Annotated in this window: 11 protein-coding genes; 4 read left to right on the forward strand and 7 right to left on the reverse strand. The window is 66.6% G+C overall.

Translation table 11 applies throughout. From position 1 onward, the window contains the following. Position 1: 1 nt before the first annotated feature. From EWH21_RS00085 to EWH21_RS00105, 5 genes are all read right to left on the reverse strand, one after another. Complete coding sequence (locus EWH21_RS00085; protein WP_277699508.1) at positions 2-1,510, reverse strand: NCS2 family permease; 1,509 nt, start codon at positions 1,508-1,510, stop codon at positions 2-4. Positions 1,511-1,625: 115 nt separating this feature from the next. After that, complete coding sequence (locus EWH21_RS00090) at positions 1,626-4,184, reverse strand: TRAP transporter permease (RefSeq protein ID WP_150607113.1); 2,559 nt, start codon at positions 4,182-4,184, stop codon at positions 1,626-1,628. Between the two features lie 172 nt (positions 4,185-4,356). Further along, a complete protein-coding gene (locus EWH21_RS00095) occupies positions 4,357-5,328 on the reverse strand; it encodes a TAXI family TRAP transporter solute-binding subunit (protein ID WP_047585207.1) in 972 nt (323 codons plus the stop codon). Positions 5,329-5,408: 80 nt separating this feature from the next. Continuing rightward, a complete protein-coding gene (locus EWH21_RS00100; RefSeq protein WP_047585210.1) occupies positions 5,409-5,768 on the reverse strand; it encodes a RidA family protein in 360 nt (119 codons plus the stop codon). Positions 5,769-5,807: 39 nt separating this feature from the next. Next, entirely contained in the window at positions 5,808-7,046 is a 1,239-nt protein-coding gene (locus EWH21_RS00105; protein WP_277699509.1) for a D-amino acid dehydrogenase, read from the reverse strand. Positions 7,047-7,174: 128 nt separating this feature from the next. On the opposite strand from EWH21_RS00105, the gene EWH21_RS00110 reads away from it, so the two are divergent. After that, entirely contained in the window at positions 7,175-8,080 is a 906-nt protein-coding gene (locus EWH21_RS00110; protein WP_277699510.1) for a LysR substrate-binding domain-containing protein, read from the forward strand. Positions 8,081-8,144: 64 nt separating this feature from the next. Here EWH21_RS00110 and EWH21_RS00115 read toward each other — a convergent pair whose 3' ends face one another. Continuing rightward, positions 8,145-9,116 (reverse strand): TAXI family TRAP transporter solute-binding subunit, encoded by a 972-nt coding sequence (locus tag EWH21_RS00115; RefSeq protein WP_037054586.1) that lies wholly within the window; start codon positions 9,114-9,116, stop codon positions 8,145-8,147. Positions 9,117-9,288: 172 nt separating this feature from the next. Between EWH21_RS00115 and EWH21_RS00120 the strand changes: the two genes are divergently transcribed. From EWH21_RS00120 to EWH21_RS00130, 3 genes are all read left to right on the forward strand, one after another. Next, a complete protein-coding gene (locus tag EWH21_RS00120; RefSeq protein WP_277699511.1) occupies positions 9,289-10,317 on the forward strand; it encodes an AraC family transcriptional regulator in 1,029 nt (342 codons plus the stop codon). Positions 10,318-10,430: 113 nt separating this feature from the next. Next, positions 10,431-11,432 carry an LLM class flavin-dependent oxidoreductase gene (locus EWH21_RS00125; protein WP_150607118.1) on the forward strand — a complete coding sequence of 334 codons (1,002 nt, stop codon included), beginning with the start codon at positions 10,431-10,433 and terminating at the stop codon, positions 11,430-11,432. An 83-nt stretch (positions 11,433-11,515) separates the two neighbouring features. Beyond that, positions 11,516-11,941: an OsmC family protein gene (locus tag EWH21_RS00130; RefSeq protein WP_277699512.1), complete on the forward strand. Its 426-nt coding sequence runs from the start codon at positions 11,516-11,518 to the stop codon at positions 11,939-11,941. Positions 11,942-11,956: 15 nt separating this feature from the next. Here the strand turns inward: EWH21_RS00130 and EWH21_RS00135 are convergent, their stop codons facing one another. Continuing rightward, complete coding sequence (locus EWH21_RS00135; RefSeq protein WP_134678245.1) at positions 11,957-12,376, reverse strand: hypothetical protein; 420 nt, start codon at positions 12,374-12,376, stop codon at positions 11,957-11,959. Between the last annotated feature and the right edge of the window lie 84 nt (positions 12,377-12,460).

Here is a 12,460-nt window from a genome sequence, read left to right on the forward strand (position 1 = left end):
CTCAGTCCGCGCCGGGCGCCTGCGCCGGCGCTGACGGCGCTACCCCGCGCCAGGCGTACCAGGCGAAGAACAGCGCCATCAGCAGGTAGCCGTGGACGAAGTCCGGTGCGGCGTACCAAGCCAGCTTCGGCGCATGCATCAGGCCGACGAAGGCCATTCCGGCGGCCACCAGGGCGAAGCCGGTGGCCTGGCGGAACTGCCGGTCGATCACCGTGACGCACATGGCGCCGAGCAGGATGGCGCTGAACATGGCGCCCTGCCCCAGCGCGCCGATGGCACTGGAAATGCCCTCGACCACCTCGGGCGCGCCGCGGTTGAAGCGGGTCATCAGGTAGTTGGCGAAGTACGGCAGCATCGCCAGCGCCACCGCCGGGTAGTAGCGCGCCTGGTTGCTGTGGAACGCCGTGGCGATCATCGACATGCCGACGAACACCAGGATCGGCGCCACCACCGAGACCGGAATCAGCGCAGCGATGAAGGCGATCAGGCCGAACATGGTCGCCAGACCGTACACCGCGCCATTGAGCAGACTGTAGCCACGCCCAGCGCCCATCCATTTCGAGCCGACGGTGGCGATGTACACGGTGGTCGGGAACACACCGCCAAACAGCGCGCCCAGCAGCGTGCCGACGCCATCCACCGCCTGGCATTCGCGCACGCTGTAGGTATCCCCCGCAGCGCTCATGGCCTCGACGTTGTTCATGGTTTCGATGGCGTTGTACAAGGTGATCGGCAGGATCACCGTGATCAGCGCCAGCAGGCTGGTGAACAGCAGCCCCAGGCCTTCGTACCAGGCCAGGTTGGGCAACAGCGGGTAGAAGCTCAGGTGGGTGAAGGCATCGCTGAACTTGCCGCTGTCCGCCGCGCCGACCAGGTAGGCCAGCGCCGTGCCGACGATGATGGCGAACAGCGAGGCAGGCAGACGAAACGGCATGCTCACCCGCGCCACCAGGCCGACGATCATGATGGCCAGCACCAGCAGGCCGATCATGGGGATTTCCAGGGTCTTGAACAGCATTTCACCGGCGATGAACGTCAGCGCGACACCGGCCACGGCGCCGAGCATGGCGGCGCGCGGCAAGGAACGCTGGACCCAGTTGCCGATCAGGCTGATCGCCGCCTCGATGGCGCCGCTGATGAAGCAGGCGGCCACGGCCACCTTCCAGGCCAGCTCGGCATCGCCGGTGAGGTTCTTCGCCGGCAGCAGCACGCCGAACAGAAAGACGAACATCACCGGCGTGCTGATGCCGTAGGACAGCGCGGTGACATCCGCGCGGTTTTCCTTGCGCGCCAGCCGCGCCGCGCTCCAGGCGTAGTAGAAATTGCCCGCCATCACCGCCACGGCCGCGCCCGGCAACACCTGGCCAAACACGATCTCGGCGGGAAAGCCCATGCCCAGCATGCTGATGGCGATGATCACGAAGTTGGCGATGTTGTTCTGGAACAGCGCGAAGAAGGCATCGGTGTCCTCCTTCTTGTACCAGGGGTAATGCACGCGCGGCGTCGACATGACGGGCTGAATCCTTGTTGTCCGAATGGTCAGGCCGGCGAGTCTATCAACCTGGCCATCGGCCATAAACGAACAAGGCAGCCGAAGCTGCCTTGTCGTGGTCGGGTCGAGCCGGTTACGCCGCCTGCGGCACCTGGCGACGACGCTGCAGGAGCACGATCAGGCCGAACAGCACGAAGGCCGGAATCCACATCAGCTCCTTGACCCAGCGGTCGGTCGGCGCACGCACCTTGAGGATCTGCTGATCGAATTCCAGGCCGGCATCGGCCGCCATGCTGCCGAAGGCGACGCTGTCGACCAGCACCTTGCCGTCCTCCTCGTAGAGGTTCAGACCCAGCTTCTGCAGGCGTTCCTCACCCGTGGCACCGTCCGGTACCGGCAGCAGCAGGCTGAACTCGCGGGGATCGCCAACGGCATCCTCACCACGGATACGCAGGCGCAGCGAGCTGCCATCCTCGACGCCATCGAGCGCCTGGGCCAACTGCGCCGGCGGGATGTCCTGATAGGGGTCGTGGACCATGTCCATCCAGAAGCCGGGGCGGAACAGGCTGAAGGCGACCACCAGCAGCAGCACGCTCTCGTACCAGCGGCTGCGTACCAGGAAGAAGCCCTGGGTGCCGGCGGCGAAGATCAGCATGGCGATGGTCGCGACGATGAAGATCAGCACGCCGTGCCAGAAGTCCACGTCGATCAGCAACAGGTCGGTGTTGAAGATGAACAGGAACGGCAAGGCGGCAGTCCGCAGGCTGTAGAAGAACGCCACCAGGCCGGTCTTGATCGGATCGCCCTTGGACACCGCCGCCGCGGCGAACGAGGCCAGCCCCACCGGCGGGGTCACGTCGGCCATGATGCCGAAGTAGAAGACGAACAGATGCACCGCGATCAGCGGCACGATCAGACCGTTCTGCTGCCCCAGCGCCACCACCACCGGCGCCAGCAGGCTGGACACCACGATGTAGTTGGCCGTGGTCGGCAGGCCCATGCCGAGGATCAGGCTGAACACCGCCACCAGCAGCAGCATCAGCAGCAGGTTGCCCATCGACAGCAGTTCGACCAGATCGGCCAGCACCAGACCCACGCCGGTCTGCGAGACCGCGCCGACGATGATGCCGGCGGCAGCGGTCGCGATGCCGATACCGATCATGTTGCGCGCACCGGCGATCAGGCCTTCGCGCAGATCGACCACGCCATCGACGAAGGTGCCGTGGTCATGGCTGCCATCGCGGCGCATCCAGCTCAGCAGCGGACGCTGGGTGAGCAGGATGATGATCAGCATCACGCTGCCCCAGAAGGCCGACAGGCCGGGCGACAGGCGCTCGATCATCAGGCACCAGACCAGCACCACCACCGGCAGCAGGAAGTGCAGGCCGGAGAGCAGCACCGCACGGGTCTGCGGCAGCTCTTCCAGCGGCGCGTTGGGGTCTTCGGCCGGCAGCACCGGCACACTGGCGGCGACTTTCAGCAGGGCCAGGTAGACCACCGCCAGCAGCACACCGATCACCGGCAGGGCGTACTCGCCCAGCGCCGGCTTGAGCCAGCCGAGCCCGTAGTAGACGGCCAGCGACAGGCCGCTGATCAGCGCCGCACCGAAGGCGAAACCGGTCAGGCGGCGCAGCCACGGCTTGGGCTGATGCCCACCGATGGGCTGCAGGCCGAGCTTGAGCGACTCCAGGTGCACGATATAGAGCAGCGCGATATAGGAAATCGCTGCCGGCAGGAAGGCATGCTTGATGATCTCGACATAGGGCATGCCGATGTACTCGACCATCAGGAAGGCCGCCGCGCCCATCACCGGCGGCATGATCTGGCCGTTGACCGACGACGCCACCTCGACCGCGCCGGCCTTCTCCGAGGAAAAGCCGGTGCGCTTCATCATCGGGATGGTGAAAGTGCCGGTGGTGACCACGTTGGCGATCGACGAGCCGGAGATCATCCCGGTCAGGCCGGACGCCAGCACCGCAGCCTTGGCCGGACCACCGCGGAAGTGACCGAGCAGGCTGAACGCCAGCTGGATGAAGTAGTGCCCGGCCCCCGCCCGTTCCAGCAGCGCGCCGAACAGCACGAAGAGGAAGACGAAGCTGGTCGACACACCCAGCGCGATACCGAACACGCCTTCGGTGGTGATCCACTGGTGGTTGGCCAGGGCATGGAAGCTCACTCCACGGTGCGCCAGCAGCCCCGGCATCCAGGGACCGGCCACGCTGTAGACGAGGAACACCAGGGCGATGATCGCCAGGGGTGGGCCCAGCGCGCGGCGGGTCGCCTCCAGCAGCAGCGGGATGCCGATGCAGGCGGTGACCAGATCGCCCGTGGTCAGGCTGCCGGGGCGCAGGGCCAGCTGCTGATAGAAGATGAACAGGTAGGCGGCGCTGGCGGCGGCGACCAGACCGAGGGCGATATCCAGCAGCGGCACGCGATCACGTGGCGAGGTTCTGAACGCCGGGTAGGCGAGAAACGCCAGCAGCAACGCAAAGGCCAGGTGAATGGCGCGGGTCTGGGTGTCGTTGAGCACACCGAAACCGAAGATGAACGGCAGGGGTGAGGCGATCCACAACTGGAACAGCGACCAGAGCAGCGCCAGGCCCGTGATCACCTGGGCCATCGGGCCGACGGGCAAACGCGCGCCGACGTCCTGGGCGATCAGTTCCTCGGTGGAGAGTTGTTTTTCGGCCATAGGGAGGTACACCTACGTTGTCATTCTGATAAAACGGCGAGCCCCTCGTTGACGGAGGGGCTCGGTTTTTCGACCCTGTGAACGGGTCTCTAGGCACGCAGTTTACCTATACAAACTCAACTGCGCCCGTTATCGAAGAGTTTAGAGCTCTGCCAGGTTCTCTCCACCCGGCCTAAAGCCAGCCTTTCTCCTTGTAGAAACGCAGTGCGCCCTCATGCATCGGTGCCGTCAGACCCGCGCTGATCATGTCCTCGGCACGCAGATCGGCGAAGGCCGGGTGCAGGCGCTTGAAGCGCTCGAGGTTGTCGAACACCGACTTGACCAGCTGATAGACGACCTCGGGATCGGTCTTTGCCGACGTCGCCAGCACGGCCTTGCCGCCGATGGACGCAATGGCCTCGTTGACGCCGGGGTAGAGGCCGGCAGGAATGTCCGCCCGGGTGAAGTAGCTGGCTTCAGCCAGGAGCTTGTCGACTCCCGGACCGGTGACCGGAATCAGCCGCGCATCGACCGTGGCCATCGCCTCCTGAATGGCGCCGCTCGGATGGCCGACCACATAGGTGATGGCATCCAGGTTGTTGTCCCCCAGGGCAGCCGCCATCTCTGCCGGTTTCAGCTCGGCCGCGAGCGCGAAGTCGGACTTGCCCCAGCCATTGGCCTGCATCACCTCATCGAAGGTGTCGCGACTGCCCGAGCCGGGCACGCCGATGTTCACCCGCTTGCCCTTGAGGTCCGCGAAGCTCTGGATGCCGCTGTCGGCACGGGCGACCACGGTGAGGATCTCGCTCTGCAGCGAGAACACCACGCGCAGGTCCGCGACCGCGCCGTCCTTGTCGAACGGCGCCTGGCCTGTCAGCGCCTTGTTCTGGTGATCCGACTGAATGAAGCCGAAGTCATAGTCACCGCTCTTGATCGAGGCGATGTTGCTGACGCTGCCCGCGGAGGATGGGGCGTTGCACTTGATGCCGTGCTCGGCACCGCTGCGGTTGAGGAAACGGCAGATCGACTGACCCGCGGTGTAGTAGACCCCGGTCTGCCCGCCTGTGCCGATGGTCACGTAGCGCTCTTCGGCGACCAGGGGGCTGGCCAGCAGACTGCTGCCCAGCACGCACGCCAACAGACCCATGATTCGATGTTGCTGCATATCAACGTCCTCGTGTTTTTGTTTTTCGAACGGCAGACGGGCCGGCAGCGCCGGCACCATCGATGGAACCAATGCGGCAGTTACGCGGGCTTGCGCACCGCTGTCAGCATGATCTCGACCAGTACGTCGGCGGAGGCCAGACGCGCCTCGACCGTAGCACGCGCCGGCGCGCAGCCGGCCGGCAGCCAGCGACTCCAGACCTCGTTCATGGCGGCAAAGTCCTTCTCGATGTCTTTCAGCCAGATCTGCGCACTGAGCAGCAGGCTGCGATCCGAGCCGGCCTCGGCCAGCAGGGCATCGATCTTGTCCAGCACCTGGGCCGTCTGGCCCGCAACATCCTGGCTGCGATCGGTCGGCACCTGACCGGAAAGAAACACCAGGTCGGCGAAAATCGTCGCGCCGGAAAGGCGCGCATTGGTCTGGATGCGTTGCACGGACATGGCAAACTCCTACGGGGTCATGGGGTTGTTCAAGGGTTCTCAGGAGGCCAGCTTCATCCCCTCGAGAGAGATCGCCGGGCGCTGCCGGCCTATCAGCTGGGTCACGGCCTCGGCGCTGCCGCAGGCCAGGGTGAAGCCCAGGCTGCCATGGCCGACGTTCAGCCAGAGGTTGTCGATACCACTGGCGCCCAGCAGCGGGGTGCCCTCCGGCGTCGCCGGACGCATACCCGCCCAGGTCTCGGCGGCGGCATAGTCTCCCGCAGCGGGGAAGCTGGCCTGGGCCAAGCGCTGCAACGCGGCCAGCCGCCCCGGATCCGGGCTGGCGTCCCAACTGCCGATATCGACCATCGCCGCGACCCGCAGGCGCTGGCCGAGACGGGCGTAGACCACCTTGTTGTCGTAGTCGGTGACATTGGTCTCCGGTCCCGCAGCGCGGTCGGCCAACGGCAGGGTGAGGCTGTAGCCCTTCAGTGGATAGATCGGCAGGCGCAGTCCCAGCGGGCGAAGCAGCTCGACACTGCCGATGCCCGCAGCCACCACCACCTGATCGACCTCCAGTTCCTCGCCCGCCAGCGCCACGGCCCGGACCTTGCCGCGCTCCAGCGGCAGCCCGCTGACGCGTTGCCCGGTATGCAGGCGGAACGTCGGATGGCCGCGCAGCTTGCGCAGCAGCTGGCGGCAGAACTGATGACAGTCACCGACCTCGTCGCCGGCGGCGAAGATGCCACCCTTGAAGCGTCCGGCCAGCGCCGCCAGGGCAGGTTCCAGCTCGATGCACTGCTCCGCGCCGAGCAGACGCTGATGGGCCGGGTCGACCCCGGCCTGCGCCTTGTGCAGACTCGACGCGTTGCGGTAGATCACCAGCTTGCCGTTGGCGCGCCAGGAAAAATCGTCCAGCAGCTCGTGCTCACGCCATTCCTGCAGCACCGACTGGCTGTACAGCGCCAGGCGCAGGAGGTGCTCGGCATTGCGCTGGTTCACCGAACGCCGGCACGCCAGCAGGAAACGCAGGCACCAGTGCCACTGACGGGGGTTCAGGCTGGGCCGGAAGCGCAAGGGCGCATTGCCCTGAAGCATCCACGACAACGCCTGCAGCGGCACCCCGGCATCGGCCAGCGGCGCAACGTAGCGATAGCTGAGCTGACCGCCATTGGCGAAGCTGGTCTCCAGCGCCACTTCATCACGCTGCTCGATCAAATCGACCCGATAGCCCTGGCGCACCAGCGCATAGGCGGTGGTCAGGCCTATCACGCCACCACCGATAACCGCGACCCGCATCATCCATCTCCCGCATCTGAATGGAATTCAGGGTATGGATGCCTGGCGCGGGCGACCAATGAAAAGATAGTGGCAGCCCATAACCCCAGGTTATGCTCCAGCCGGTCTCGCTGGAGCACGAACGGATCATGCGCCTACGTCATATCGAGCTGTTTCAGGCGGTCTTGCAGACCGGCAGCCTCACGGCTGCCGCCGAGCTGCTGCACATCTCGCAGCCGGCCGCCAGCAAGATTCTCCAGCATGCGGAGCAGCAGCTGGGGTTCGCACTCTTCAGCCGCGTGCGCGGCAAGCTGCTGCCCACCGCGGAAGCGCGGATACTGCAGCAGCAGACCGAGCGGCTGTCTGCCGAGCTGCAGGACCTGCGGCGGCTATCGGCCAGCCTGCGCCGTGGAGAAGAACGGGCGCTGCGCCTCGTCTGCACGCCCACCCTGGCGCAGACCCTGCTGCCCGATGTGGTGTGCGGCTGGCGCGCCGAGTATCCACAGACCCGCTGCGACCTCGCGACCCAGCACACCAGTGAAATCGTCCAGGCCCTGTTGCTGCGCGAAGCCGACCTCGGTCTGACGCTGCAACGCGTCGAGCACCCGGATCTGCATACGGAGGTCCTGACGCAAGGCCGGATGATGGCCATCGCGCCGCCGGGCTGGTGGAGCGAGGCGGCCTGCTCGACATCGATACGCCTGCAGGACATGGCCGGCCTGAGCCTGATCGGCCTGGACACGCGAGACGCGCTGGGCGGTCTGTTACGCGGACACATCGAGGTGCTGCAGCCGCCCGCGCGCATCGATATCTCGGTGCAGACCTACCAGCTGGCCCGCATGCTGGTGGCGGCGGGACAGGGGCTGGCGCTGGTCGATCCCTTCACCGCACTGTCCGGCAAGCTGGGCGATGTCCAGGCCCGCCCGCTGGAGCCCAACATCCCGGTGACGCTATACCTGCTGCGGCGTGTCGATGAAACGCCCTCGGCCGCGCAGCAGGCACTGCTGACGCGCCTGCAGAGCCTGGCGACCGACCTGCTTGCCGCACAGGGCTGAACCAGGCGCCGGAAAACGAAAAACCGCGGCCGAGGCCGCGGTTTTCGTTAGCCGCCAGGCAGGCTTACAGCCAGCCACGCTCCTTGTAGTAGCGTGCGGCGCCCTCGTGCAGCGGGGCAGTCAGGCCGACCTTGATCATGTCGGTTTCCTTCAGGTCGGCAAATGCCGGGTGCAGGCGCTTGAAGCGATCGATGTTGTCGAACACCGACTTGACCAGCTGGTAGACCACTTCCGGGTCGGCCTTGGCGCTGGTGGACAGCACGGCCTTGCCGCCGATGGACTGAGTCGCCTGATCGTTGCCCTTGTACAGGCCACCCGGAATCTCGGCCTTGGTGTAGTAGGTCTTCTCGGCCAGCAGCTTGTCGATCTCGGGGCCGGTCACCGGAACCAGAACGGCGTCGGTGGTGGTGGTGGCTTCCTGGATCGCGCCGTTGGGATGACCGACGAAGTAAGTCATGGCGTCGATGTTGTTGTCACCCAGGGCGCTGGCCTGCTCGGCCGGCTTCAGCTCGGCAGCCAGGGCGAAGGCGGAGCGGTCCCAGCCTTTGACGGCGAGGATCTCTTCCAGGGTGTCGCGCTGGCCGGAACCCGGGTTGCCGACGTTGACGCGCTTGCCCTTGAGGTCATCGAAGCCTTTGATGTTGGCGTCGCGACGGGCGAGGATGGTGAACACTTCGCTCTGCAGGGAGAAGACGGCGCGGATATCGCTCATCGCCCCTTCGGCTTCGAACGGTGCAAGGCCGTTGAGCGCCTTGTACTGGTGGTCGGACTGCATGATGCCGAAGTTGAATTCGCCGCTGCGAATGCCGTTGACGTTGGCGACGCCGCCGCCACTGGCCGGCGCGTTGCACTTGATGCCGTGCTCAGCCGAGCCACGATTGAGGAAGCGGCAGATGGACTGACCGGCCACGTAATAGACGCCGGTCTGGCCGCCGGTGCCGATGGTGACGAATTTCTCTTCGGCCTGTGCCATGCCACTCAGGGCAGTACCCGCGAGCGCGGCGGACAGGACCCATGCCAAGGATTTGCCTTTCATGGGATATCTCCTTTTTTCTCTGTTGTTTTGAGCGAGCGCGCCTTGTGAGCGACGTCCGGGTGGGAAGTCTAACCGCTCGCGGCGAATATGCACGCGCTGTCGAACAATCGCTGGTAACGGCGTGTGTGAAGCCGGGCTATCGCCCACTGCCGGCATTGGGCAGAATCGACGGATGTCGAACCCGCCCAACGCCCCCACGCAGGCCTCGGTCAGCGCCAGCCTGACCCAGGCGATCCTGCACGCCGCCACGCGCCTCGGCCTCGAGCGCCAGCCCCTGCTGGACGCCTGCGCGCTGCACGACGAGCAGCTCGTCGACCCCGATGCGCGCATTCCCTTCGCCGCCCAGCAAGCGCTGTGGCTCGAACTGGACAGGCGCCTGCAACACCCGGAGCCGGGGCTGCTGCTGGGACGCAACCTGACGCCCGGGCCCTTCAGCGTCCTCAGCTACCTGCTGCAAAGCAGCGCGACGCTGGGCGATGCGCTGACCGCCGCGCTGCGCTACCAGCGCCTCGGCGGCGAGGGTGGCGAGTTGCAGGTCGAGGAGCAGGACGACACGCTCTCGCTGCTCTACCGCCCGCTGTACCCCCAGCACCCGGCGACCCGCATCCGCGTGCTGGCGATGATGGCCTGCTGGGTGCAGACCACCCTGCCGCTGCTGGACGGCTTTCGCCTGCTCGACGTGCGTTTTCGTCATCCGCAGCCGGACGACCTCGCGCCCTACGACGATGTGTTCGACTGTCCGCTGCACTTCGCCTGCGACGGCTACGCCATCGTCCTGCCGCGCGACCTGTGCCAGCTGCCGCTGATCCAGGCCAACCCGCCACTGCAGCAGTTGCTGCGCCAGCATGCCGAAGCCTTGCTCGCCCGCCTGCCCAGCGCCAGCCTGAGCGCCCGCGTGATCGGACTGCTGGGCGAACAGCTGGCCCACGGCGAGCCGGACCGCGCCGAACTGGCACGGGCACTGGCTCTCAGCGAGCGCACCCTGCAACGCCGCCTGGCCGACGAAGGCTGCAGCTACCAGCAACTGCTCGCCGACACGCGCCGGCAACTGGCCGAGCAGCACCTGCGTGACGGGCGCCTGCCCGCGACGGAAATCGCCTGGCTGCTCGGCTACTCCGAACCCAGCGTGTTCTTCCGCGCCTTTCGTCAGTGGACCGGCCTGACGCCGGGCGAGTATCGCGCCCGCTACGGCGCCGGGTGAGGTGACGCCCCGCTGCGCATCAGCCACGTCGATGATGACTATGCGCCCGCGTGGCGTGCGCCCCCGCAAGCCGAGGGGTTAGAGTAGCCGGCCACGCATTGAGGAGACTCCCCATGAGCCGCTTGGCCTCGATCAAGCTCTCCACCCTGGACCTGGCGCCGATTCGTGACGACGGCGACGCTGCCCAGGCCCTGCACAACTCGCTGGCCCTGGCCCGGCATGTCGAGCGTCTCGGCTTCGAACGCTTCTGGGTCGCCGAGCACCACAACATGGACGGCATCGCCAGTTCCGCCACGGCGGTACTGATCGGCTACCTGGCCGCCGGCACGTCGCGCATTCGCCTGGGCGCAGGCGGCGTGATGCTGCCCAACCATGCGCCACTGGTGATCGCCGAACAGTTCGGCACCCTGGCCACGCTCTACCCCGGCCGTATCGATCTGGGCCTGGGCCGCGCGCCCGGCGCCGACCAGTACACCGCCCATGCGCTGCGCCGCAGCCGCGATGGCAGCGCGGAAGACTTCCCCAGGGACGTCGAGGAGCTGCAGGCCTACCTGGGCCCGCGCGAGGAGGGCCAGCGGGTGATCGCCATGCCCGGGAGCGGCACCGAGGTGCCGATCTGGCTGCTGGGCTCCAGCCTGTTCAGCGCGCAGCTGGCCGGGATGAAGGGCCTGCCCTACGCCTTCGCCTCGCATTTCGCGCCACGCTACCTGCATGAAGCGATCCGGATCTACCGCAACCACTTCCGCCCGTCGGCGGTGCTGGACAAGCCCTACGTGATGCTCGGCGTGCCGCTGCTGGCCGCCGACAGCGACGAACAGGCGCAGTACCTGGCGACCTCCGCCTACCAGCGCATCCTCGCCCTGGTCCGTGGCCAGAGCCTGGTGCAGCGCCAGCCGGTCGCCAGCATGGAGGGCCTCTGGCTGCCGCACGAACGCCAGGCCGTCGGTGAATTCCTCGGCCTGGCCGCCATCGGCGGTCCGGACACGGTGCGCCAGCGCCTGGAGCAGCTACTGGAACAGACCGAGGCGGACGAGCTGATCTTCACCTGCGACATGTACGACTTCGCCGATCGCCTGCATGCCTTCGACATACTCGCGCAGTTGCAACGCGACTGAATTCGAACTTGTGCGCATGCACGCCCTCTGAATGCAGGAAGGCCGCCAGACCGCGGCCTCTTGCAGGCAATGGGAGAGCGCACATGAAAAAGACTGCATCGGCCCACTGGCAGGGCGGCATCAAGGACGGCACGGGCACCCTTTCCACCCAGAGCGGCGCGCTCAGGGATTCGCCCTACGGCTTCAACACCCGCTTCGCCGACCAGCCCGGCACCAACCCCGAGGAACTGATCGGCGCGGCCCACGCCGGCTGCTTCTCCATGGCGCTGTCCAAGGAGCTGGGGGACGCCGGGATGACCGCACAGAGCATCGATACCCAGGCAGAAGTGACGCTGGACAAGGTCGATGGAGGTTTCGAGATCAGCGCCGTGCACCTGTCGCTGCGGGCGAAAATCCCCGGCGCCGACCGCGCCGCCTTCGAGCAGGCCGTGGCGACCGCCAAGAGCGGCTGCCCGGTGTCCAAGGTGCTCAAAGCCAAGATCACGCTGGAGGCGGTGCTGGACGACTGAGCCAGCCGCTTGCGACTAGATCCCCGTGCCGCAGCGCAGCACCTCGCCTCGCGCCAGCACGTTGCGCTGATCGTCGTACAGCCAGGCCTGCGCCTTCATCAGCAGCGGCCTGGCTTCGACACGGTAGCGCTGGCCCGGCGCGAAGCCGTCATAGCGCAGGCGAATCTCGCAGGTCATGCGCAACGGCTCGCTCTGCATGCCAAGCGTGCCGCCGCGCACCTCGAACTGAAAGCGCGTTTCCAGCTCGTGCTTGCCGGGCGTGACCTGGAAGTAACGGCCATCAGGCCAGCGCTCGCCGTCCAGGCGGTCGGCCATCAACAGCGTATCGGCGGTGGCGTACAGCTCGACCCAGGCCTGCTGGGGATCGGGCTTGGGCAACGGCGAAGCACAGGCTCCGAGTGTCAGCAGAACGGGAACAGCCAGCAGGGCGCGCATGTCGACCTCCATCTTGGGTTCGGACACCAGCCTAGCGTGCGCGGGCCGGTCCCGGGGAAATAGTAGAACCATCTGTCGCGGCGC

It is taken from the genome of Pseudomonas sp. REST10 (assembly GCF_029542605.1).
Classification (GTDB): Bacteria; Pseudomonadota; Gammaproteobacteria; order Pseudomonadales; family Pseudomonadaceae; genus Aquipseudomonas; species Aquipseudomonas khazarica.

Excerpts from the sequence above, each read along its gene's own strand:
- EWH21_RS00085 (WP_277699508.1), bottom strand. The coding sequence starts at position 1,510 with ATGTCGACGCCGCGCGTGCATTACCCCTGGTACAAGAAGGAGGACACC.
- EWH21_RS00090 (WP_150607113.1), bottom strand. The coding sequence starts at position 4,184 with ATGGCCGAAAAACAACTCTCCACCGAGGAACTGATCGCCCAGGACGTC.
- EWH21_RS00095 (WP_047585207.1), bottom strand. The coding sequence starts at position 5,328 with ATGCAGCAACATCGAATCATGGGTCTGTTGGCGTGCGTGCTGGGCAGC.
- EWH21_RS00100 (WP_047585210.1), bottom strand. The coding sequence starts at position 5,768 with ATGTCCGTGCAACGCATCCAGACCAATGCGCGCCTTTCCGGCGCGACG.
- EWH21_RS00105 (WP_277699509.1), bottom strand. The coding sequence starts at position 7,046 with ATGCGGGTCGCGGTTATCGGTGGTGGCGTGATAGGCCTGACCACCGCC.
- EWH21_RS00110 (WP_277699510.1), top strand. The coding sequence starts at position 7,175 with ATGCGCCTACGTCATATCGAGCTGTTTCAGGCGGTCTTGCAGACCGGC.
- EWH21_RS00115 (WP_037054586.1), bottom strand. The coding sequence starts at position 9,116 with ATGAAAGGCAAATCCTTGGCATGGGTCCTGTCCGCCGCGCTCGCGGGT.
- EWH21_RS00120 (WP_277699511.1), top strand. The coding sequence starts at position 9,289 with ATGTCGAACCCGCCCAACGCCCCCACGCAGGCCTCGGTCAGCGCCAGC.
- EWH21_RS00125 (WP_150607118.1), top strand. The coding sequence starts at position 10,431 with ATGAGCCGCTTGGCCTCGATCAAGCTCTCCACCCTGGACCTGGCGCCG.
- EWH21_RS00130 (WP_277699512.1), top strand. The coding sequence starts at position 11,516 with ATGAAAAAGACTGCATCGGCCCACTGGCAGGGCGGCATCAAGGACGGC.
- EWH21_RS00135 (WP_134678245.1), bottom strand. The coding sequence starts at position 12,376 with ATGCGCGCCCTGCTGGCTGTTCCCGTTCTGCTGACACTCGGAGCCTGT.